The 23,628-nt window shown below is 60.2% G+C and carries 21 protein-coding genes; all 21 read right to left on the bottom strand.

The window, feature by feature from the left end:
• Window positions 1-24: 24 nt before the first annotated feature.
• The gene (locus PQR67_RS29850; protein ID WP_012434800.1) at window positions 25-450 is read right to left on the bottom strand and encodes a F0F1 ATP synthase subunit epsilon; all 426 of its coding nucleotides are present in this window, start codon (window positions 448-450) and stop codon (window positions 25-27) included.
• Window positions 451-653: 203 nt separating this feature from the next.
• The gene (atpD, locus tag PQR67_RS29845) at window positions 654-2,048 is read right to left on the bottom strand and encodes a F0F1 ATP synthase subunit beta (protein WP_074281813.1); all 1,395 of its coding nucleotides are present in this window, start codon (window positions 2,046-2,048) and stop codon (window positions 654-656) included.
• Window positions 2,049-2,149: 101 nt separating this feature from the next.
• Window positions 2,150-3,034 (bottom strand): F0F1 ATP synthase subunit gamma, encoded by an 885-nt coding sequence (atpG, locus tag PQR67_RS29840; protein WP_115781412.1) that lies wholly within the window; start codon window positions 3,032-3,034, stop codon window positions 2,150-2,152.
• Between the two features lie 139 nt (window positions 3,035-3,173).
• Window positions 3,174-4,715, bottom strand: coding sequence for a F0F1 ATP synthase subunit alpha (atpA, locus tag PQR67_RS29835; RefSeq protein ID WP_408466414.1), 1,542 nt, complete (start codon window positions 4,713-4,715; stop codon window positions 3,174-3,176).
• A 58-nt stretch (window positions 4,716-4,773) separates the two neighbouring features.
• Window positions 4,774-5,313, bottom strand: coding sequence for a F0F1 ATP synthase subunit delta (locus tag PQR67_RS29830; RefSeq protein WP_408466413.1), 540 nt, complete (start codon window positions 5,311-5,313; stop codon window positions 4,774-4,776).
• Between the two features lie 2 nt (window positions 5,314-5,315).
• Entirely contained in the window at window positions 5,316-5,786 is a 471-nt protein-coding gene (locus PQR67_RS29825; RefSeq protein WP_074281809.1) for a F0F1 ATP synthase subunit B, read from the bottom strand.
• Window positions 5,787-5,924: 138 nt separating this feature from the next.
• Window positions 5,925-6,194, bottom strand: coding sequence for a F0F1 ATP synthase subunit C (atpE, locus tag PQR67_RS29820; protein ID WP_007180033.1), 270 nt, complete (start codon window positions 6,192-6,194; stop codon window positions 5,925-5,927).
• A gap of 93 nt (window positions 6,195-6,287) precedes the next feature.
• Window positions 6,288-7,139, bottom strand: coding sequence for a F0F1 ATP synthase subunit A (atpB, locus tag PQR67_RS29815; RefSeq protein WP_408466412.1), 852 nt, complete (start codon window positions 7,137-7,139; stop codon window positions 6,288-6,290).
• 173 nt (window positions 7,140-7,312) lie between these two features.
• Window positions 7,313-7,858 (bottom strand): ATP synthase subunit I, encoded by a 546-nt coding sequence (locus PQR67_RS29810; protein WP_153137997.1) that lies wholly within the window; start codon window positions 7,856-7,858, stop codon window positions 7,313-7,315.
• Window positions 7,859-8,639: 781 nt separating this feature from the next.
• Window positions 8,640-9,527 (bottom strand): ParB/RepB/Spo0J family partition protein, encoded by an 888-nt coding sequence (locus tag PQR67_RS29805; RefSeq protein WP_408466411.1) that lies wholly within the window; start codon window positions 9,525-9,527, stop codon window positions 8,640-8,642.
• Window positions 9,528-9,545: 18 nt separating this feature from the next.
• Entirely contained in the window at window positions 9,546-10,337 is a 792-nt protein-coding gene (locus tag PQR67_RS29800) for a ParA family protein (RefSeq protein WP_408466410.1), read from the bottom strand.
• Window positions 10,338-10,430: 93 nt separating this feature from the next.
• Window positions 10,431-11,114, bottom strand: a complete 684-nt coding sequence (gene rsmG / locus PQR67_RS29795) for a 16S rRNA (guanine(527)-N(7))-methyltransferase RsmG (RefSeq protein WP_408466409.1) — start codon at window positions 11,112-11,114, stop codon at window positions 10,431-10,433.
• Window positions 11,111-13,069: a tRNA uridine-5-carboxymethylaminomethyl(34) synthesis enzyme MnmG gene (gene mnmG / locus PQR67_RS29790; RefSeq protein WP_408466408.1), complete on the bottom strand. Its 1,959-nt coding sequence runs from the start codon at window positions 13,067-13,069 to the stop codon at window positions 11,111-11,113. Before mnmG ends, rsmG begins: the two co-directional genes overlap by 4 nt.
• A gap of 176 nt (window positions 13,070-13,245) precedes the next feature.
• Entirely contained in the window at window positions 13,246-13,998 is a 753-nt protein-coding gene (locus tag PQR67_RS29785) for an ABC transporter ATP-binding protein (protein ID WP_408466407.1), read from the bottom strand.
• Window positions 13,999-14,009: 11 nt separating this feature from the next.
• On the bottom strand, window positions 14,010-15,794 hold the full coding sequence (locus PQR67_RS29780; RefSeq protein ID WP_408466406.1) for a branched-chain amino acid ABC transporter ATP-binding protein/permease: 1,785 nt from the start codon (window positions 15,792-15,794) through the stop codon (window positions 14,010-14,012).
• A gap of 4 nt (window positions 15,795-15,798) precedes the next feature.
• A complete protein-coding gene (locus PQR67_RS29775; RefSeq protein WP_408466405.1) occupies window positions 15,799-16,854 on the bottom strand; it encodes a branched-chain amino acid ABC transporter permease in 1,056 nt (351 codons plus the stop codon).
• 209 nt (window positions 16,855-17,063) lie between these two features.
• The gene (locus PQR67_RS29770; protein WP_408466404.1) at window positions 17,064-18,224 is read right to left on the bottom strand and encodes an ABC transporter substrate-binding protein; all 1,161 of its coding nucleotides are present in this window, start codon (window positions 18,222-18,224) and stop codon (window positions 17,064-17,066) included.
• A 431-nt stretch (window positions 18,225-18,655) separates the two neighbouring features.
• Window positions 18,656-19,822, bottom strand: coding sequence for an ABC transporter substrate-binding protein (locus PQR67_RS29765; protein WP_408466403.1), 1,167 nt, complete (start codon window positions 19,820-19,822; stop codon window positions 18,656-18,658).
• Window positions 19,823-20,343: 521 nt separating this feature from the next.
• The gene (locus PQR67_RS29760) at window positions 20,344-21,315 is read right to left on the bottom strand and encodes a branched-chain amino acid ABC transporter permease (protein ID WP_167530990.1); all 972 of its coding nucleotides are present in this window, start codon (window positions 21,313-21,315) and stop codon (window positions 20,344-20,346) included.
• Window positions 21,315-22,199 carry a branched-chain amino acid ABC transporter permease gene (locus PQR67_RS29755; protein WP_408466402.1) on the bottom strand — a complete coding sequence of 295 codons (885 nt, stop codon included), beginning with the start codon at window positions 22,197-22,199 and terminating at the stop codon, window positions 21,315-21,317. Before PQR67_RS29755 ends, PQR67_RS29760 begins: the two co-directional genes overlap by 1 nt.
• Window positions 22,200-22,395: 196 nt before the next feature.
• Window positions 22,396-23,610 (bottom strand): ABC transporter substrate-binding protein, encoded by a 1,215-nt coding sequence (locus PQR67_RS29750; RefSeq protein WP_408466401.1) that lies wholly within the window; start codon window positions 23,608-23,610, stop codon window positions 22,396-22,398.
• Window positions 23,611-23,628 lie beyond the last annotated feature (18 nt).

The following is a 23,628-nucleotide window of genomic DNA, read 5'->3' as shown; positions in this document are numbered from 1 at the left end:
TGCTTTTTCTCTGATGCGTAATGCCTAGTTCTGACCACGCAGCTTGCGCAGGCGCTGGATCGCAGCGAGTTGAGCCGTCGCATACGCCAGTTCCGCTTGCGCGGTTGCGTATTCGAGGTTCGAACCCGTATTCTGCAGCGCTTCTTCGGCACGCTTGCGTGCATCTTCGGCCTTGGCTTCGTCGAGATCCTTGCCGCGGATCGCCGTGTCGGCGAGAACCGTCACTGCGCCCGGCTGGATTTCGAGGATCCCGCCGGCGACGAAGACAAACTCTTCTTCACCGTTTTCAGCTTCGATGCGCACCGCACCCGGACGAATCCGCGTGATGAGCGGCGTGTGGCCCGGCAGAATACCGAGTTCACCCGCTTCGCCCGGCAGCGCGACGAACTTCGCCTGGCCCGAGAAGATCTGCTCTTCCGCGCTGACGACGTCTACTTTAATGGTTGCCATATCGACTCCTGTGGCGATCAGAGTTAGCGCTTCGGCGCTTACTCTGGTCCCATGCAAAGCTCGACGAGAGTTAGCGCCTTAGCGCTTGCCCTCGTCCCATGCAAGGCGAGGTTGAGCGTAGTAAGAGGCGCCAGTTTTGCGTTCCGATACCACTTGAGTACCGAAACACGCGAGCCCGGCGCCCGCTTCGTTACACCCGACCTTTACTGGATCTTCTTGGCCTTTTCGAAGGCTTCGTCGATCGTGCCGACCATGTAGAACGCTTGTTCCGGCAGATGGTCGCACTCGCCTTCAACGATCATCTTGAAGCCACGGATCGTTTCTTTCAGCGGCACGTACTTGCCCGGCGAACCCGTAAACACTTCAGCGACGTGGAACGGCTGCGACAGGAAACGCTGGATCTTACGAGCGCGCGCCACGGCGAGCTTGTCTTCCGGCGCCAGTTCGTCCATGCCCAGAATCGCGATAATGTCGCGCAGTTCCTTGTAGCGCTGCAGCGTTTGCTGCACGCCACGCGTGATCGCGTAGTGCTCTTCGCCAATCACGTTCGGGTCGATCTGACGCGAGGTCGAATCGAGCGGATCCACTGCCGGGTAGATACCCAGCGAAGCGATGTCACGCGACAACACGACGGTTGCGTCCAAGTGGCCGAAAGTCGTAGCCGGCGACGGGTCGGTCAAGTCATCCGCAGGGACGTACACGGCCTGCACCGACGTGATCGAGCCGGTCTTGGTCGACGTAATACGCTCTTGCAGCTTACCCATTTCTTCAGCCAGAGTAGGCTGATAGCCCACTGCCGACGGCATACGGCCGAGCAGTGCCGACACTTCCGTGCCTGCCAGCGTGAAACGGTAGATGTTGTCGACGAAGAACAGCACGTCCAGACCTTCGTCACGGAAGTGCTCAGCCATCGTCAGACCGGTCAGCGCGACGCGCAGACGGTTGCCCGGCGGCTCGTTCATCTGGCCGTACACCAGCGCGACCTTGTCGAGAACGTTCGAGTCTTTCATTTCGTGATAGAAGTCGTTCCCTTCACGGGTACGCTCACCAACACCAGCGAACACGGAGTAACCACCGTGTTCCTTAGCGATGTTGTTGATCAGTTCCATCATGTTCACGGTCTTGCCCACGCCGGCGCCACCGAACAGGCCAACCTTACCGCCCTTCGCGAACGGGCAGATCAGATCGATAACCTTGATGCCGGTTTCGAGCAGTTCCGTCGACGGCGACAGTTCGTCGAACGCCGGAGCCTTCTGGTGAATGCCGCGAACCACGTCCGAGTTGATCGGGCCGGCTTCGTCGATCGGGCGACCCAGCACGTCCATGATCCGGCCGAGGGTCGGCTTGCCAACCGGCACGCTGATCGGCTTGCCGGTGTTCTTCACCGTCGTACCGCGGCGCAGACCGTCCGAGGCACCCAGACAGATGGTACGAACGACGCCGTCGCCCAGCTGCTGCTGAACTTCGAGGGTCAGTTCCGAACCTTCGAGAATGAGCGCGTCGTAAATCTTCGGCATGTCCGAACGCGGGAATTCCACGTCGATCACCGCGCCGATGCACTGTACGATCTTGCCTTCTACCAAAGCAGTAGTACTCATCGCTTTTCCTTTAGATACTCAATTCTTCACTCGCGCAAAGGCGCAGTTTCGATGGGTGCGCCATACCGGCGCACACGAAGCGGCATGCTTGACCGTTATGGTCAGACTGCCGCTGCGCCACCGACGATTTCCGACAGTTCTTTCGTGATCGCGGCCTGACGGCTCTTGTTGTACACGAGCTGCAGTTCGTTGATGACCGTCTTCGCATTGTCTGAAGCGGCCTTCATTGCGACCATTCGTGCCGACTGCTCCGATGCCATGTTTTCCGCGACGGCCTGATAGACCAGCGCTTCGACATAACGCACCAGCAGTTCGTCCACCACGGCCTGTGCATCCGGCTCGTAGATGTAGTCCCACTGCGTGCTCGGCGTCGTGCCGTCTTCGTCCTTGCGCTCGAACTGATCTGCCGACAGTGGCAGCAGTTGCTCGATCACCGGCTCCTGCTTCATCGTATTGACGAAGCGCGTGTACGCGAGGTACACCGCCGAAACCTTGCCTTCCGAGTACAGGTCGAGCTGCACCTTCACCGCGCCGATCAGTTTTTCCAGATGCGGCGTGTCGCCCAGATGCACGACATTCGACACCACCTTGGCGCGCAGACGGTTCAGGAAACCCAGACCCTTGGTACCGATCGCAGTTGCTTCGATCGTCTTACCCTGGCCTTCCAGTTCCTTGAACTTTTGCAGCGACGCGCGCAGCACGTTGGTGTTCATCCCGCCGCACAAACCTTTATCGGTCGTCACGAGGATGATGCCGGCCGTCTTCGCGCCTTCGTTCGACACCATAAACGGGTGACGATACTCCGGGTTCGCACGGCTCATGTGGGCAGCGATATCGCGGACCTTGTCGGCATACGGGCGAGCAGCGCGCATGCGCTCCTGAGCGCGGCGCATCTTCGATGCGGCCACCATCTCCATCGCTTTCGTGATCTTGCGCGTGTTTTGCACGCTCTTGATCTTGCCGCGAATTTCCTTCATTCCAGCCATTGCTTGCTCCTTGTCGGCCCGAGTTAGCGCTTCAGCGCTTACTCGGGTCCCATGCAAAGCGATCAAAGCAGCGCGGGTTCAGTTGCCTGCGGCCCGCACCGCTTCAAGGCCCGTTTATGCCTTGTGAATCACTTGCGGATCAATAAGCGCCGGACTTCTTGAAGTCTTTGAGAGCCGTATGCAGCAGGGCTTCGTCGTCCTTCGAGAGTTCCTTGGTATCTTCAATGCGCTTGACCAGGTCAGCGTGGCTCGACTTCAGGTGTTCGCGCAGGCCCTTTTCGAACGGCAGTACTTGCGAAACTTCCAGATCGTCGAGGTAGCCGTTGTTCGCAGCGAACAGCGCGACAGCCAGTTCCCACACTTGCAGCGGCTGATATTGCGGCTGCTTCAGCAGTTCCGTCACGCGGCGGCCGCGCTCCAGTTGCTTGCGGGTAGCTTCGTCGAGGTCCGAGGCGAACTGCGCGAACGCTGCGAGTTCACGGTACTGTGCCAGGTCGGTACGGATACCGCCCGACAGCTTCTTCACGACCTTGGTTTGAGCCGCACCGCCGACGCGCGACACCGACACGCCGGCGTTAATTGCCGGGCGGATACCTGCGTTGAAGAGGTCGGTTTCCAGGAAGATCTGGCCGTCGGTAATCGAGATCACGTTCGTCGGAACGAATGCGGTCACGTCGCCTGCTTGGGTTTCAATGACCGGCAGTGCCGTCAGCGAACCGCTCTTGCCCTTCACTTCGCCGTTCGTGAACTTCTCGACGTACTCTTCCGAGACGCGAGCAGCACGTTCGAGCAGACGCGAGTGCAGATAGAACACGTCGCCCGGGTAAGCTTCGCGGCCCGGCGGGCGGCGCAGCAGCAGCGAGATCTGGCGGTACGCCCAAGCTTGCTTGGTCAAATCGTCATAAACGATCAGCGCGTCTTGACCGCGGTCGCGGAAGTATTCGCCCATCGTGCAGCCGGCGTACGGTGCGAGGTATTGCATCGCAGCCGATTCCGAAGCCGAAGCGGCCACGACGATCGTGTATTCCAGCGCGCCGGTTTCTTCCAGCTTGCGCACCACGTTCATGATCGACGAAGCCTTCTGGCCGATCGCGACGTAGATACAGAAGAGGTTCTTGCCCTTCTGGTTGATGATCGCGTCGACTGCGACTGCGGTCTTGCCGCACTGGCGGTCGCCAATGATCAGCTCGCGCTGGCCACGGCCAACCGGCACCATCGCGTCGATCGACTTCAGACCGGTTTGGACCGGTTCCGAAACCGACTTACGCCAGATCACGCCCGGAGCAATCTTTTCGATTGCGTCGGTTTTCTTCGCGTTGATCGGGCCCTTGCCGTCGATCGGGTTGCCCAGTGCATCGACCACGCGGCCGAGCAGTTCCGGACCCACCGGCACTTCGAGAATGCGGCCCGTCGTCTTGACGATGTCGCCTTCCGAAATGTGTTCGTACTCACCCAGAATCACGGCGCCGACCGAGTCGCGCTCGAGGTTCAGTGCGAGACCGAAGGTGTTGCCCGGGAATTCGAGCATTTCGCCCTGCATCACTTCCGACAGGCCGTGGATACGCACGATACCGTCGGTCACGGAGATCACGGTGCCCTGGTTGCGAACGTCTGCGCTCGCTTCAAGGCCCTGGATCCTGCTCTTGATCAGCTCGCTGATCTCAGAGGGATTGAGTTGCATTATTCGCTCCTGATAGTCAATTCTGTTGCGTGCCAGCCGCTTCAGCGCCTTAGGCGCTTCAGGCCGTCAGAGCCGTCTGCATGCTGGCAAGCCGCGCGCGGACCGAGGTATCGAGCACTTCGTCGCCGACCGTCACGCGCACGCCGCCAATAAGCGACGAGTCGACTTCGACCGACGGCTTCAGCTTGCGCTTGAATTTGCGTTCGAGACTTGCGACGAGTTCGTTCAACTGCGCGCCTTCGAGCGGGAATGCGCTGACGATCAGCACATCCGCCGCCCCTTCGCGGGCGTTCTTCAACTCTTCGAACTGCACAGCGATTTCCGGCAGCAATTGCAGGCGATGGTTATCCACCAGCATTTGCACCAGATTCTTCGCTTGCGCGTTGTCCTTGAGCGGCGACTTGACCGCGGCCAGCAGCAGTTCGCTGACCTGGGCGCGGCTTACTTTCGGGCTCGAGGCGATCGACAGCACTTCGGGCAGACGCGCAACCTGTGCCAGCTCCTGCACGAGCGTGGACCAGGCGGCGATGTCACCAGCTTCGGCCACGCCAAACAGCGCTTCTGCGTACGGACGGGCGATGGTTGCAAGTTCGGCCATGATCAGAGCTCGGCTTTCAGTTGATTCAGCAGGTCAGCGTGAGCTGCCTGGTCGACTTCGCGCTTCAGGATCTGTTCAGCGCCCTTCACGGCGAGTGCAGCAACTTCGCCGCGCAGCGTTTCGCGTGCCTTCACGACTTGCTGGTCCGCGTCGGCCTTCGCTTGCGCGATGATGCGAGCGGCTTCAGCTTGTGCCTGAGCCTTGATTTCGTCAGCGACTGTCACTGCGCGCTTTTCTGCGTCAGCAATACGTTGCTGACCGTCGTTGCGTGCCTGAGCGAGTTCCTGGTCGACGCGCTTGTGAGCGGCTTCGAGTTCAGCCTTGCCCTTTTCAGCAGCAGACAAACCGTCAGCAATCTTCTTCGAGCGCTCGTCGAGGGCGTTGATCAACGGCGGCCACACGAACTTCATCGTGAACCACGCGAGGATCAGGAACACGACCATTTGCGCAAACAGGGTTGCGTTGAGATTCACGGTGTTTCCTTAAACGTTGCTAGTTCGGAAAGTGAAACGGCAAGGCGCTCATCGATTCTGTCTTCGATCAGCGCCTAAGTGCCCGTTCCGCCCTGCGCCATTACCAGTTATAGCTCAGGCGCAAACTTCCGAGGAACCTCAGCCTGCCAGCTTCGACAGCAGCGGGTTCGCGAACGCGAACAGCATTGCCACACCAACGCCAATCAGGAAAGCCGCATCGATCAGACCAGCCAGCAGGAACATCTTGGTTTGCAGCGGGTTCATCAATTCCGGCTGACGAGCACATGCTTCGATGTACTTGCCGCCCATCAGGCCGATACCGATACAGGCGCCGATTGCACCCAGGCCGATGATGATGCCGATACCGATGGCGGTCAGACCCTGGATGTTGGCGATGAAAGCTTGCATGATCACTCCTTTGTGAAAAGTCTTTTAGAACTGGTTGGAACTAGGATTTAATAAAACAAAACTAAAAACAATTCGTCGTTCAACAAGCCACGATTAGTGGCTGTCGTGTGCCTGTCCGAGATACACCAGCGTCAGCATCATGAAAATGAATGCCTGCAGCAGAACGATCAGGATGTGGAAGATCGCCCAGACCGTGCCTGCGATGACGTGGCCGATAAAGCCGAGCACTGACGCGTCCGCGCCGAAACCCCACATGCTGCCGAGGAGAGCAATCAGCAGGAACAACAGCTCGCCCGCGTACATGTTGCCGAACAGCCGCATGCCGAGCGAAACCGTCTTTGCGACGAACTCGATGATGTTCAATGCAAGGTTCGGGATCCACAGCAGCGGATGCGCGCCGAACGGAGCCGACAGCAGTTCATGCACGAAGCCGCCTGCGCCCTTGATCTTGAAGTTGTAGTAAATCATCAGCGCGAACACGCCGAGTGCGATGCCGAGCGTGCCGTTCAGGTCGGCCGTCGGCACGATGCGGTGATGAGGAATGACTTCCGACAGGCCCAGCCAGCCGATCACGCGGCCCGGCAGATCGACGGGGATGAAGTCGAGCGAGTTCATCAGGGCAACCCAGACGAACACGGTCAGTGCCAGCGGTGCGATGAAAGTACGCGAGCCGTGGATCATCGACTTCGATTGATCCTCGACCATTTCGACCAGCATTTCGATTGCGCACTGGAAACGGCCCGGCACGCCGGACGTTGCCTTGCGAGCAGCCAGATGAAGAATGGCGATGGTGGCCAGACCGCAAACGATCGACCAGAAAAGGGTGTCCAGATTCCACACGTGAATGTCGAAAATCGACGTCTGGTGCGCGGTGGAAAAGTTCTGCAAGTGGTGCGCGATGTACTCGGACGGATCCAGAGCGCGCGTGCCTTCGCTAGCTGCCATATCGTTAATGCCACCCAAATTGTCGAAAATCGTCTTAGGCCGTTCCCGCCGCAATTCTCTATTGCGGGAACACACCGGGTGCGGATCGTGTCATATCCGCACTCCTTACGCCAGCGCTGCGCGCCAGCCTGAATTTTGTGCTGCTTTTTGTGCTGCCACTCTCTGCTACGACCTTAACGCCACGCGAGGGCGATCCAGTACGTCTTGAGCGCGATGAGGTAAGTCACGAGCAGCGGCACCCAGCATACGTCGTGATACCAGAAAGCGATGACTACAAACATCGCGATCGTTGTCCCCATCTTGAGCGCTTCGCCGATCATCCAGCTCATCGCTGTTTTGGCGCCGCTCAACGTTCTAAGACGTGCCGCGAACAGCGCGCTCGGCACCCAGCAGATCGCTCCCCCCAGGAACGCGGACAGCGCAGCAGCGCCCGGCGGCTTGTAAAACAGCCACCACACCAGCGTCGCACCCAGGGACAAAACCATTTGCGCCGCCACGACCTTGAAAGGCGTAACGCGCGATGGACGACTCACATTCGGACCAAACAGCTTTTCGGCCTCGACCCGGGTGAGCGGAACGATATTGTTATCTTGTTGCTCGACATCCCACGCATCGTCAGTTGTAACGTGCTGACCGGTGGACGCATCGGAAACGGTGCGTTCAGCGCGGTGGTCGTCACGCCCATTCTTCGGCGCTTGATTCGACGTTTTAACCGCCATCGCAGTGTTCCGAAAGTCTTGTGCCAGCCCGCGAGCTTACGCTGCGCTTACGGGGTTGCCGTGCAATTAAATCCGGGCGATTGTAAGCGATAGTTGCAGGCAATTCAAGACTTTAGGCCGCTCAATAACCTGTGTGAAAACGACCCTCACGATGCGGAAGCGTGCGTTCAGGCAGCATATACACGGCAAATGTAAGGCGGCCGGGGGGTGGCAAAACATGCGCGATGAGTCGAGGCGATCGAAGTTCGCTGATGCGGCGTTTCGACGCTGTTGCGGACGTCTCAAAAATGCAACAGACGATCGTTTTTGCCAGCTTTGGTGGACATAAAGGACGGCGCCGGGTAGATGCGAGGCGGCGAACCCTGGCCGCGCCGTCCCCATGCGATCAAACAATGTTGAGCGCCGCCCACAACGCCGGGAGATCGACACGACGAACCGTCAGGCGCCTGCTACTTCATGTCGACACCTGCCCTACCGCCGCAAACTGTCACCTCCGCACAGCACGCCCCTATCTTGTCGCACTATTGGGAAAATGACGGCTCAGGTAAATACATCGGAATCCTGATTATTAAATACACTAAATAGTCAGGATTCCAACTGAAATACACGTAAGTATCGATCTATCAGGGAAATCGTCAGACGGGCGATGCTGGCGGCAGGTCCGACCGCGGCGCCCCGCTACTGCCGAAAACCCGCCTAACGGCGCTCATCAAGCGGGAGCGCGGCCCAACCAGGCCGCAAGCCCACTCAATATCCGCCACACAGATTCAGCCCACGAGGATCACACCGTAGCGTTACCGCGTAACCGGACAAGAATGCCTTCCAGTGCGTCCAGATCGCCGAAGTCCACCAGCACCTGGCCGCGGCCGCGTCGGCCGAGCTTGATCTTGACAGTCGCGGCCAGCAGATCCGACAACTCCTCTTCGAGTCGTCGCGTGTCGCGGCCGCCGTCCTGATTCGCCCGAGCCTTCACGGTGGGCGCAGCCTTGGTCGTCGCAGTCACCAGCTTTTCGGTCTCGCGGACCGACATGCGTTTGTTGACAACCTGATTTGCCAGCGTGATCTGCGTCGCCGCGTCGACGGCCAGTAGCGCACGTGCATGCCCCATATCGAGATCACCGGCCAGCAACATCGTCTGCACGGGCGTCGCAAGATTGAGCAAACGCAGCAGATTCGAGACAGCACTGCGCGAGCGGCCCACCGATTCAGCCGCCTGCTCGTGCGTGAAATTGAATTCGTCGAGCAAGCGCTGAATGCCCTGCGCCTCTTCCAGCGGATTCAGATCTTCGCGCTGGATATTCTCGATCAGCGCCATCGCCGCGGCGGCCTGGTCCGGTACGTCCTTCACCAGCACCGGTACCTCGTCGAGACCGGCTATCCGCGCGGCACGGAACCGCCGCTCGCCGGCGATGATCTCGTATTTGTCCGCCGAAACCGGCCGCACGAGGATCGGCTGCATCAGCCCTTGAGCACGGATGCTGGCCGCCAGTTCCTGCAACGCGCCTTCGTCCATACGCGTGCGCGGCTGGTACTTGCCGGCCTGCAGCTTGCTGAGCGGCAGTACATTCGGCGCACCTTCGATCGCCGCGACCTCGGTAATATCGGCACTGCCACCCAGCAATGCTTCCAGACCGCGGCCCAACCCCTTCTTTCTTGCTACTGCGTTCATTGTGCTTCCTCGATCCGCTTAGGACGCCTGGGGCGCGTCATTCAATGTGCGCACCCGCTCAATCATCTCTGCACCGAACTGCACATACGCCTGCGCACCACGCGACGCCTTATCGAACACGACACCCGGCAGCCCATAGCTCGGCGCCTCGGCAAGACGAACGTTACGCGGGATCACCACGTCGAACACCTTGTCGCCGAAGTGCTCCTTCAACTGATCCGAAACTTGCTGTTGCAACGTGATGCGCGGATCGAACATGACGCGCAGCAGGCCGATCACCTTCAGATCGCGATTCAGGTTCGCGTGCACCTGCTTGATCGTGTTGACCAGATCGGACAGTCCCTCGAGCGCGAAGTACTCGCACTGCATCGGAATCACCACGCCATGCGCGGCGCACAACCCATTGAGGGTCAGCAGCGATAACGCCGGCGGGCAGTCGATCAGCACGAAATCGTATTCGCTTTCGACCGCCGCCAAGGCGATCTTCATTTGGCGCTCACGGTTCTGGACGCTGACCAGCTCGACTTCGGCACCCGCCAGTTCACGGTTCGCGGGCACTACGTCGTAGTCGACGGCCTCAGGGCGCACTCGCGCATCTGCGACCGACACCCCATCCACCAGCACTTCGTAGACGGTGTTCGCGCATGCGGCCTTGTCGATGCCACTGCCCATCGTGGCATTGCCTTGCGGGTCCAGATCGATGAGAAGGACTCGCTGTCCCTGCGCTGCCAAGCTCGCGGCCAGATTGACTGCCGTCGTCGTCTTGCCGACGCCACCCTTCTGGTTTGCAACGCAGAAGATTTTTGCCATCGTTGGTGTGTCCCTTTTGCTGCTTGAAGCTGCTTGAATAAAGTAGAAAGCGCTTTTCGGTCGCGATGTGCGCCTCGGACCGGCCCGTAGCCGTTAGGTGCCGGCGTTCACCAGAACCTTGACCAAATGCCGCTCCGCGTCGAGCGACGGCACGTTCAGCCGGATGATCTGCTCCACGTGAGCACCCGCCGGCAGGCGCTCGATCTCGCCGTCAGGGCGCACACCCTTCATTGCCCAGATCGCACCCTCATCCGCAACCAGATGACGGGCCAGTGTAACGAAATCCGCGAGCTCTGCGAACGCGCGCGAAACAATTACGTCGAACTTTGCCGGTACTTCGGCGCCTGGCTGTAAAGTCTCGACGCGGCCGGTGACAACCGACAGATTCGCCAGGGCGAGTTCGGCTTTCGCCTGCGCCTGAAAAGCCGTCTTCTTATGAACGATGTCGTTCACGGTGACGGTCCAATCAGGCAACACAATAGCGAGCACGATACCGGGCAGGCCACCGCCGGAACCCACGTCCAGCACAGAGGATGCGCCGCGCGTAGCAAGATGCGGCACGATCGAAAGCGAATCCAGGATGTGCTGGATCAGCATCTGCCGCGGATCGCGAATTGCCGTCAGGTTGTAGACGGCGTTCCATTTGGACAGTAACGCAACGTAGTCGAGCAGCTTGCCGAGTTGCGCTTCGCTCAAATCGAGGCCGAGTTCGCGAACGCCGCTCGCTAGCAGCGGCGCCAACGCCTCGCTACCACTTGCCTTCTGACCCACCATCATTGCGCCACCGGCGTGCTGTCGGTGCCGGGTTCGGCGGGTTTCGTCGAACGGCGCCCCAACCCGCGCTTCAAGTGGACCATCAGCAAGGAGATCGCCGCCGGCGTAATGCCGGAGATACGCGACGCCTGCCCGATGGTCTCCGGGCGGAATTGCGTTAGCTTCTGACGCGCCTCGAACGACAACCCTCTTACCTCCGCGTAGTCCAACCCCTCCGGCAAACGCGTACTTTCGTGCGACTCATTCCGCTCGATCTCGTCGGCCTGACGGTCGATATAGCCCTGATACTTGATGCCGATCTCGATCTGCTCCTTGATCTGGGCAAGCAGAACGTCGTCTTCGGCCAACGTTTCAGGGGCGGCGCATGCGCCTGCGCGCAAACCACAGACTCCGTCATAGGTCACACCTGGACGGCGCAGCAGATCAGCCAAACTGTATTCGTGGTCGATCGGTTTGCCGAGCAATGCGGTCGCTTCTTCCGCCGGTAACGTCTTAGGATTGACCCACGTCGCGCGAAGGCGCTCTGTTTCACGTGAAACAGCATCACGCTTGCGGCTGAATGCATCCCAACGGACATCATCAACCACACCGAGTTCGCGGCCCATCTCCGTCAGACGCATATCAGCGTTATCTTCGCGCAGGCTCAGGCGGTATTCGGCACGACTCGTGAACATTCGGTATGGCTCAGACACGCCACGCGTCACCAGATCGTCGACCAGAACACCCAGATACGCCTGATCGCGGCGCGGGCACCATGCATCCTTGCCCTGCACGTGCAAGCCGGCATTAATCCCTGCCAGCAAGCCTTGCGCAGCGGCTTCTTCGTAGCCGGTCGTACCGTTGATCTGGCCCGCGAAGAACAGCCCGTTGATCACCTTGGTTTCCAGCGATGCCTTCAACCCACGCGGATCAAAGTAATCGTATTCGATTGCGTAGCCCGGCCGCAGAATATGCGCGTGCTCCAGACCACGCATCGAACGCACGAGTTCCAGCTGCACATCGAACGGCAGGCTGGTGGAGATCCCGTTGGGATAGAACTCGTTGGTCGTCAGTCCTTCCGGTTCGAGGAAGATCTGATGCGATTCTTTCGACGCAAAGCGGTGAATCTTGTCTTCGATCGACGGGCAATACCGCGGTCCGACCCCTTCGATCACGCCTGTGTACATCGGCGAGCGGTCGAGACCACCCCGGATGATGTCGTGCGTACGCTCATTCGTATGCGTAACCCAGCACGGCACCTGACGCGGATGCTGCTCGACACGGCCCAAAAACGAGAAAACCGGCACCGGATCCAGATCACCCGGTTGCTCTTCAAGCTGCGAAAAGTCGATCGTCCGGCCGTCGATGCGCGGCGGCGTCCCTGTCTTGAGGCGGCCTTGCGGCAGCTTCAACTCTTTGAGGCGGGCCGACAGCGACACGGCTGCCGGATCGCCGGCACGGCCACCGGTGTAGTTATTCAAACCCACGTGAATCTTGCCGTCGAGGAACGTCCCAGCCGTCAGCACCACCGCGCGTGAGCGGAAACGAATCCCCACCTGCGTCACCGCGCCAACGACACGATCACCCTCCACCATCAGATCGTCGACCGCCTGCTGGAACAGCCACAGGTTCGGCTGATTCTCCAGCCGATGCCGGATCGCCTGCTTGTACAGCAGACGGTCCGCCTGCGCGCGCGTTGCGCGAACGGCAGGCCCCTTCGACGAATTAAGGATGCGGAACTGGATCCCGCCCTCATCCGTCGCGGCCGCCATCGCACCGCCAAGCGCATCGACTTCCTTGACAAGATGACCTTTGCCAATCCCGCCAATCGACGGGTTGCAGCTCATCTGACCGAGGGTTTCGATGTTATGCGTCAGCAGGAGCGTCGTGTTGCCCATGCGTGCCGAAGCCAAGGCGGCTTCGGTGCCGGCATGACCGCCGCCGACGACGATTACGTCAAATTCTGTGGGAAAAAGCATCGCGGATCTCACGCCAGATCGTCGCGTGAGCCTTTCAAAGGAAAATGTATGGGCGAATTATAACGGGTTCGGTTTAGGCCCGAATTTCGGCCGAATGGCCAGGCAACAAAAAAGCGGTGTGTTTCACGTGAAACACACCGCCTTAAACCACAGCGCCACGAGCCAAAAACGGAGAGTTAGGCCACCTTCTTGGCCAGCCCCAGATACGTTTCAATCACGCGCGGATTCTGCGCCAGATCAGCCGCAGGTCCCTCCAGCGCCAGCTCACCGGTTTCAAGCACGTAGCCGTAATCGGAAATCTGTAAAGCAGCGCGTGCATTCTGCTCGATCAGCAACGTCGCGACGCCGGTCTGTCGCAGCGCACTAATGATATGGAAAATTTCCTTCACGATCAGCGGCGCGAGACCCAAGCTCGGTTCGTCGAGCATCAACAGATCGGGTTTGCCCATCAATGCACGGCCGACGGCGAGCATCTGCCGCTCGCCACCGGATAGCGTTCCGGCCGCCTGCTTCCGCCGCTCTTTCAAACGAGGAAAAAGCGTAAAGACCGGCTCGAGTTGATCGAGAAAGTTACGCTCCCCTGCCCGCTTGCGTCGATAGGCGCCGAGGACCAGATTGTCTTCAACGGTCATCGACGCGAATAGCTCGCGCTTCTCCGGCACCAAACACATGCCGCGCGCGACTCGCTTTTCGACCGGTACAGCGCTGACGTCTTCACCTTGATAGAGCACAGCGCCTTTCGCGTGGCCCGTAGTCGGCAGTGCGCCCATGATCGCGTTCAGCAGCGTGGACTTGCCCGCGCCGTTCGGACCAATCACCGAAACAATCTGCCCAGGCCGCACTTTGATCGCCGCGCCGTGCAGGGCTTCGACCTTGCCATAGCGGACCGACAAACCGTTCACATCAAGAATCGGAGCAGCCGCATTCATCGTGTTCTCCATCACTCCACCCCGCCCAGATACGCCTCAAGCACAGCCGGATCTTGCTGGACATCTTGCGGCAAGCCCTCCGCGATCCGCGTGCCGAACTCCATCACCACCAGCCGATCGGTGAGATTCATCACGAAATCCATATCGTGCTCGACCAGCAGCACGCTCATGCCCTCAGCCTTGAGGCGACGCAGCAAGTCCGCCAACTGCAGCTTTTCCTGATACCGCAGACCAGCGGCAGGCTCGTCCAGCAACAGCAAGGTCGGATCACAGCACAAGGCGCGAGCAATTTCGAGAATGCGCTGCTGCCCCAATGCCAGGCTGCCCGCCTCGTCGTACATATGCTGCTCGAGCCCGACGCGGCGAATCTGGCGCGCCGCTTCGGCCATCAAGCGCGCTTCTTCAGCGCCGTTCAGCCGCGCAACGCTGCGCCACACGCCGGCCTGGCCACGCAGATGCGCGCCGATCGCAACGTTCTCCAGCACCGTCATCCCCGGCAACAGCTTGACGTGCTGGAACGTGCGGCCAATGCCGCGCTTGACGATTTCACGTGAACTCAGCGAATCGATACGCTCGCCGCGGAAGGTGATCTCTCCGCTCGTCGCCTGCAATACACCGGTGACCAGATTGAAGGTGGTCGACTTACCGGCGCCGTTTGGACCGATCAAGCCGATGATCTGCCCCGCTTTCACCTCGAAGCTAACATCGTTCACCGCAACCAGACCGCCGAACTGCTTGCGCGCTTTGTTCACGGTCAGCAGATCTTCACCACCAGCCGGCTTGCTGCGTTGCGGCAACGGTTCGGCATGGTCCGACAGATGCGCGCGCGGCCCCTTCGGGAAAAATCGCGCGACAAACGGCCAGACGCCTTGGCGAGCGTATTGCAGCAGCAGCACCATCAGGATGCCGAACACGATCACTTCGAAATTGCCGTTCTCGCCCAACAGCTTCGGCAGCAACGTTTGCAGATAGTCCTGCAACACAGTCAGGATCGCTGCCCCGAGCACCGCGCCCCAGACATGCGACACGCCACCCACCACCGCCATGAACAGAAACTCGATACCGTGATTCAGACCGAATGGCGTCGGATTCACCGCGCGCTGCAGATGGGCATACAGAAAGCCGGAGATCGACGCCAACACCGCGGCATAGACGAAGATCACCACCCGCATCCACGCCGTGTTGACACCCATCGCTTCGGCCATCATGCCGCCGCCGCGCAAGGCGCGGATTGCCCGCCCCGGCCGGCTATTAAGCAGGTTTTGAACAGAAATCACCGCACCGAGCACCACCACCCAGATCAGGTAATAGATATGGCGACCGGACTCCAGGTCAATGCCAAAAACATTCAGCACCGGAATTCCGTTGATGCCGTCGTACTTGCCGAGCATCTCCAGGTTGCCGAACAGATAGAACAGCGCCAGCCCCCACGCGATCGTGCCGAGCGGCAGAAAATGGCCCGACAGCCGCATCGTCACGAGGCCCAGCATCAGCGCGATCAAGGCCGTCACCACCACGCCCGCGATCAACGCGAGCCACGGCGACACGCCGTACGTTGTCGTCAGATACGCAGTCGCATAGGCACCGATGCCAACGAACGCCGCCTGCCCGAAGCTCGTCATCCCGCCGATACCTGTCAGCAGCACGAGGCCGATCGCGACGATCGAATACAGGCCGATGTAGTTGAGCAGCGTCACCCAGTACTCGGGCACATGAATCGGGTGCGGCAATACCGGCAGCGCGAACAGCACCACGAGGAACAACCAGAAGAACTTGTTTTGCATGATCCGTTTCATCGCGTCACTCCTCTTCCTCTTCCGAGTGCGGGCTGGCGAGGCTCCGCCACAACAGCACCGGGATGATCAGCGTGAACACGATCACTTCCTTATAAGCGCTCGCCCAGAACGACGAATACGACTCCAGCAAACCGACGAGGATCGAACCCGCGGCGGCCAGCGGATAGCTGACCAGGCCGCCGATAATCGCGCCCACAAAGCCCTTCAAACCGATCAGGAAGCCCGAGTCGTAGTAGATGGTGGTCAAGGGTGCGACCAGGATGCCGCACAGCGCACCGAGGCCCGCAGCGAGCGTGAACGCGAGGCGCCCCGCTTGCGTCGTACCGATGCCGACGAGCCGTGCGCCGAGCCGGTTCACCGAGGTCGCGCGCAACGCCTTGCCGGAGATCGAACGATCGAAGTACAGGTACAGGGCACCGATCAGCACCACTGCCGTGCCGACCACCCACACGCTCTGTCCTGAGATCGACAAGCTGCCGATATTGAAGGTCGCGTCGGAGAACGCCGTGGTGCGCGAGCCTTCCGCGCCGAACATCACGAGCCCGAGGCCGACCATCGCGAAGTGCACCGCCACCGCCACGATCAACAAAAGCAGCGTGGTCGCCTCCGCGATCGGCTCATACGCGAGCCGGTAGACGAACGGCCCCATCGGAATCACGATCAGCAGCGTGAGTGCGATCTGCGCGATCATCGGCAACGGGTGCAGAAAAACGCCTTGTGTGAGCGCGTAAACCGCGATCGGAAACAGCAGGTATTTGCCGACCAGCATCACCAGCGTCCGAGCGGCATGCCGGCGTCTTTCGGGATGCCGCACCAGCCCCGCTATCTCGACGACAAAGCATGCCGCGCCCATCGCCATCAGCAACCAGCACGTTGCAGGAAATTTTTGCGTCTGCAGTGCGGCGAGCGTCAGCGCGCCGTACGACACAAATTCCCCCTGCGGGATGAAGATCACTCGCGTCACGGAGAACACCAGCACCAGCGCAAGCGCGAGCAGCGCGTAAATCGCGCCGGTGGTGATGCCGTCCTGCGCGAGGATCGCCGCAATTGATAGATCCATACTTCCTCGTCCTGAAGCGTCGAAATCGAAACCGGGAAATAGTCGTGGCGGCAGAACCCGCGGCCTGCCAGCGACCTGCAATACCTGAAAAGGCGACCGCCGCGCCGTGTCCCGGCGCGGCGGTCGTTGCCATTGTTATCGAACAGAATGGCAATGCGGCATCAGTCATGCGCTGCAAGTTGCGCGAGAGGCGCGTACCGCTTTTGTTATTAGTCGTTCTGCAGCTTCCACTTGCCGTCGACGATCTGCACGATCACGCGTGCGCGCTTGTCGAGACCATTGTGGTCGGTCGTCGTGGTGTTCATGATGCCGTGCGAGACCGGCAACTCCTTGATGTTTTCCAGCGCACTGCGCAGTGCCACGCGGAACGCTTCAGTGCCCGGCTGAGCCGTCTTCAGCGCGACCGGAATCGCCGCTTGCAGCATCTGGCCGGCATCCCACGCGTGACCGCCGAAGGTTGCCACCGAACCCGCGCCATACGCTTTCTCATACGCGGCCTTGTAGGCTTCCGACGACTTCTTCACCGGATTCGATTCCGGCAACTGGTCCGCCACCAGGATCGGACCGGCCGGCAGGAATTCGCCTTCGCAATCCTTGCCGCATACGCGCAGGAAGTCGTTGTTGGCGACGCCGTGCGTCTGATAGACCTTACCCTTGTAGCCACGCTCCTTGAGCGTCTTGGCCGGCAGTGCCGACGGCGTACCCGCGCCCGCGATCAGCACTGCATCCGGGTTCGCGCCCATCGTCTTCAGCACCTGGCCGGTCACCGATGCATCGGTGCGGTTAAAGCGTTCGTTGGAGACGATCTTCAGATGGTGTGCCGCGGCCGCAGCAGTGAAAACGTTGTTCCAGCCGTCGCCGTACGCATCCGCAAAACCGATGAAGCCGACCGTCTTCACGCCGTGACGTTCCATGTAGTCGGCGATCGCGTCAGCCATCAGGCTGTCGTTTTGCGGCGGCTTGAAGGCCCATGCGCGCTTGGTGTCCATCGGCGAAATGATCGCTGCCGACGCCGCCAGCGAGATCACCGGCGTCTTGCCTTCGGCTGCGGGGTCGAGCATCGCCAGCGAATTCGGCGTGACGGTCGAGCCGATGATGGCGTCGACGTGGTCTTCGTCGATCAGCTTGCGCGTGTTCTGCACGGCCTTGCCGGTGTCCGACGCGTCATCGAGGATGATGTACTGCACCGTTTTGCCGCCGATCTCTTTCGGCAGCAGCGCAATCGTGTTCTTTTCAGGAATCCCGAGCGATGCCGCCGGCCCCGTGGTGGACAGCGTGACGCCAATTTTCACCTGGGCGAAGGCAGCACCCGCGCCGCACATCAATGCCATTGCGATACCGGTGCGTACCCATTGCTTTGTCTTTTTCATGCAAGTCTCCAAACGCTTTGAAGCGCGTATCTGTAATCCGGCGCACGGGCCGGGTGTCTGAATCTAGTTATAGGGTTCAGGCATGCCAAGCATGGTTTTCCCTGCTCAGCGTCAATGCCCTCGCCGTTCTGGTGCCACTCCCCTGCTGCGAACCATTGCTGCGATTTCTTACGGACAAACTACTAACATGTTAGTAGTATTGCGTTCTGCATCGTTCACGGTCAATAGACTGGCGCCCGAATTCGGGTTTGTCCCGAAACCCGCCGCCTTAGCTACGCTGTTTTAGCCCCGTTTTGACCGTGTTCTCATCACCGGTTCCTCGCTTGTTCAACGCATTTCACGCACCACCCACCATCAAACGCCGGCAATAAAAAAGACGCGTCAACTGCTCGCGTCTTTTTTGATGGGGTTCCGTATCGCTTTGTCTCCGCTCAGTCGCCAGACAGCTTCCACTTGCCGCCGACGATCTCCACCATCACGCGCGCCCGCTGGTCGAGACCGGCGTGGTCGTTCGCGCTCATGTTAAAGATGCCGTGGGAAGCGGGCATGTCTTTCGTGTTTTCGAGTGCCGCACGCAGCGCTTCACGGAATGCAGGCGTGCCCGGCTGACCTTTCTTCAGTGCAAGTGGAATCGCGCGTTGCAGCAGCAAGCCTGCGTCCCACGCGTGACCGCCGAATGTCGACACCGAGCCGGTGCCATACGCGGCTTCATATGCGTGCTTGTACGCAAGCGATGTCTTCTTCACCGGGTTCGAATCAGGCAGTTGGTCGGCAACCAGCAACGGACCTGCCGGCAGATAGGTGCCTTCGCAATCCTTGCCGCACACGCGCAGGAAGTCATTATTGGCGACACCGTGCGTCTGATAGTACTTGCCCTTGTAGCCGCGCTCCTTGAGCGTTTTTTGCGGCAACGCGGCCGGGGTGCCCGCGCCGGCGATCAATACCGCATCAGGATTCTGCGACATGATCTTCAGCACCTGACCGGTCACCGAAGCATCGTTGCGCGCGAAGCGTTCGTTCGCGACGATCCTGATCTTCGCGAGATCGGCCGCCTTGCTGAATTCCTTGAACCAGCTCTCGCCATACGCATCCGCAAAACCGATAAACCCGACCGTCTTCACGCCGTGATTCGCCATGTGCTGCGCGATCGCGGTGGCCATCAGAATGTCGTTTTGCGGCGTCTTGAAGACCCATGCGCGCTTTGCATCCATGGGTTCGACGATGCTCGCCGCAGCGGCCATGGAAATCATCGGCGTAGTGCTTTCGGCGGCGACGTCGATCATGGCCAGCGAGTTCGGCACGACGGTCGAGCCGATCAACGCATCTACGTGCTCTTCACTTGTGAGCTTGCGCGCGTTCTTGACGGCCTGGGTCGAATCCGTGGCGTCGTCCAGTACGATGTAATCGATTTTCTGGCCCGCCACCTCTTTCGGCAGCAGCGCGATCGTGTTCTTTTCCGGAATACCGAGCGACGCGGCCGGCCCCGTTGCCGACACCGTGACACCGATTTTCACGTCCGCGAATGCATGGCCGCTCCATGCTGCGGATACCCCAGCGGCGACCCATGCCGCGCTCATCCAACGCAATGCCAAATTCATCCCGCTCCCCGAACTACCCCGTCATTCAATTGAATTGAAATGCATGAACTTAAATCGCCGACCAGGCGGTCGGTGAATGGCGAGTTTAGCGGACGAAAGCCCCGCGCTGCAAGCATTTTGCAGGGTAGCAACAGGTGAATTTAGGGGCGGTTCGATGAGCCAAAAAGGGGCATCGAATTAGCGGAAGATTTGAATGACGCTTTATGGAAAATACAAATAAAAAGCGCTGTTGGATATCAATCCAACAGCGCTTTCGTCTGGGCACTGAGTGCCTCATTGTCTCCTCGTTCTCCACCTGCAAAATTCGTGGTGCATCAGAACTGCATGAAGATTAAACGAGCACCTAATCCCTTACAACTAGCAATTACCCTAGTGGTGCACTGCGGCACAAATTTGGGGCACGTTTCGTGCGAGCTTGATTGCGGGCGGCAATCCACGCACAACACAGGATCAACTCTGGCCGATCCAGGCGGCCGCCGAATTATATCGGACGCCAAAGCAATTTAAAATCCAGCGCGGTTTCAGGCCCGCAATGGACGCACGCGCGCGACAATTTCACCGACAATCCCGCGCCGGAACGCCAGCACGCAGGCAATGAAAATCACGCCCGTCACGATGGTCACGGATTCGCCCAGCGATCGGAACCAGTCAATTCCCGTGGTCGCTGCCAGCGCCGTGCCGATATCGCCGAGCCGGTCTTCGAGCGCAACGATCAGTGCGGCACCGAGCAGCGGGCCGAACAGCGTGCCCATGCCACCCACGAGCGTCATCAGGATCACCAGACCCGACATGGTCCAGTACGCGTCGCTCAGCGTCTCGAAGCCCTGCACCAGCACTTTCAGCGAACCCGCCAAACCGGCGAGCCCCGCGGACAGAATGAAGGCCAGCAGCTTGAAGCGATCGGTGTCGTAACCGAGCGACACGGCGCGCGGTTCGTTCTCCTTGATCGCCACCAGCACCTGCCCGAACGGCGAATGCACGATCCGCACGATCAACAGGAAAGCCGCCACCATCACGGCCAGCACGACAAAGTAGAGCGTCACGTCCGACGAGAGATCCAGCAAGCCGAACAGCTTGCCGCGCGGCACGCCTTGCAGGCCGTCCTCGCCGTGCGTGAACGGCGCCTGCAGGAACACGAAGTAGACCATCTGCGCGAGCGCCAGCGTCACCATCGCAAAGTAGATGCCCTGCCGGCGGATCGCAAACAGCCCGACCACCAAGCCCAGCAGCGTAGCCGCCGCGGTGCCGGCCAGTACACCGAGCTCCGGTGAGAAGCCGAGCGTCTGCATCGCATAGCCCGTGACGTAGCCGGCCGAGGCGAGAAACATCGCGTGACCGAACGAGAGCAAGCCCGTGTAGCCAATCAGCAGATTGAAGGCGGCCGCGAACAACGCGAAGCACAGCACCTTCATGACGAATAGCGGATAGATGCCGAGCACGGGCACCGCGAGAAGCGCGATCAGCAGCAGACCGTAGAGCACTTTTCTCTGCATCATTTTTCCTTGCCGAAGAGACCCGCCGGGCGCACCAGCAACACGAGCGCCATGATCACGAAGACGACGGTCGCCGACGCTTCCGGGTAAAACACGCGCGTCAGCCCTTCGATCACGCCAAGCATCAGGCCGGTCAGAATCGAGCCCATGATCGAACCCATGCCACCGATCACGACCACCGCGAACACCGTGATGATCATCGGCTGGCCCATCAACGGCGAGACCTGGATCACCGGCGCGGCCAGCACCCCGGCGAACGCCGCCAGCGCGACGCCGAAGCCATAGGTGAGCGTAATCATCAACGGCACGTTGACGCCGAACGCCTCGACCAGTTTTGGGTTTTCAGTGCCTGCGCGCAGATAGGCGCCGAGGCGCGTCTTCTCTATCACGAACCACGTCGCGAAGCAGACCACGAGCGACGCCACCACCACCCACGCCCGATAGTTCGGCAGGAACATGAAGCCGAGATCGGTCGCTCCGGACAGTGCCGACGGCACATCGTACGGCTGGCCGGACGAACCGTAGACCGACCGGAACACGCCCTCGACAACCAGCGTGAGTCCGAAGGTGAGCAGCAGCCCATACAGGTGATCGAGCTTGTACAGCCAGCGCAGCATCGAGCGTTCGATCACCATGCCGAACACGCCGACAATCAGCGGTGCGAGCACCAGCATCACCCAATACGGCAGACCGAAATAGGACAGGCCCATCCACGCGAGCATCGCGCCGAGCATGAACAACGCGCCGTGCGCGAAATTGATCACGTTGAGCAAGCCGAAGATCACTGCAAGGCCGAGGCTCAGAATCGCGTAGAACGAGCCGTTCACGAGCCCCAGCAAAAGCTGGCTCAGCATCGCCGGTAGCGGAACGCCAAAGATTTCCATTGAAGCCTTAATCCCTTAAGCCATCGTCAGGGAGAGATCGGTTATGTACGGTCCGGCGGGCATCCGGTCAGTGATCCATCGGCCTGATCGCAGGCCTCATGCGAAACGGTTCGCCGTCAGCCTGTGTACCAACGCAGCGCTACGTATTGCCCGTCACGCAAGGCAGCGTGACGGGCATCTGGTTATCAACCCGTGCTTATTTCCACAACGCGCAGCGCGTTTCAGCCTTGGTCGTGAACGCCTGCTCGCCCGGAATCGTCGCGGTGATCTTGTAGTAGTCCCACGGCTCTTTGGATTCAGCCGGCGTCTTCACCTGCATCAGGTACATGTCGTGGATCATGCTGCCGTCCTGACGGATGTAGCCCTTCGCGTAGAAGTCGTCGATCTTGGCCTTCTTCAGTTGTGCCATCACCTTGTCGGAGTCGGTCGAGCCGACCGCCTGCACGGCCTTCAGGTAAGTCATGGTCGCCGAGTAGTCAGCAGCCTGCAGGCTCGACGGCATCTTCTTCATCTTGTCGAAGTAGCGCCGCGCCCACGCGCGCGTAGTGGCGTCCTTGTTCCAGTACCAGCTGTCCGTCAGCACCAGGCCTTGGGTCGTTTCCAGACCCAGACTGTGGACGTCGTCGATAAACATCAGCAGTGCGGCCAGCTTCATCGTCTTCGTGATGCCGAATTCCTTGGCGGCCTTGATCGCGTTGATCGTGTCGCCGCCCGCGTTGGCGAGGCCGAGGATCTGCGCCTTCGACGCTTGCGCCTGCAACAGGAACGACGAGAAATCCGATGCCGACAGCGGATGACGCACGGCGCCCAGTACCTGGCCGCCGTTGGCCTTCACCACGTCCGACGTGTTCTTTTCGAGTGCCTTGCCGAACGCGTAGTCAGCGGTCAGGAAGTACCACGTCTTGCCGCCCTGCTTCGTCACCGCCGAGCCCGTGCCCTTGGCGAGCGCCGTCGTGTCGTACGCGTAGTGGATCGTGTACGGTGTGCACTGCTCGTTGGTCAGGGTGTCGGCGCCCGCGCCAATGCTGATGTAGACCTTGTGCTTTTCACCGGCCACGGTATTCATCGAGAGGCCGGTTGCCGAATTCGTGCCACCGATCAGCAAATCGACGCCGTCCCGATCGAACCATTCGCGCGCCCGCGACGCCGCGATATCCGCCTTGTTCTGGTGATCGGCGTAGACTACCGTAACCGGCTTGCCGTTGACCTTGCCCCCAAAGTCCGCCACCGCCATGCGGATCGCCTCAAGGCCGCCCTGTCCGTCGATGTCCGCGTACAACCCCGACATGTCGGTGATGAAGCCGATCTTCACCGCATCGTCAGCCGCTTGCGCGCTGCTCATCGTCAACGCGGCGCCGGCGGCAACCGCGAAACACAGTGTGGCAAGCCGCGCGAGTGGGTTCTTTTTCATTCCTGTCTCCTGTTTCTT

The organism is Paraburkholderia fungorum, assembly GCF_046026025.1.
Taxonomy (GTDB): domain Bacteria; phylum Pseudomonadota; class Gammaproteobacteria; order Burkholderiales; family Burkholderiaceae; genus Paraburkholderia; species Paraburkholderia fungorum_E.
This window is presented reverse-complemented; position numbering and strand designations above follow the sequence as displayed.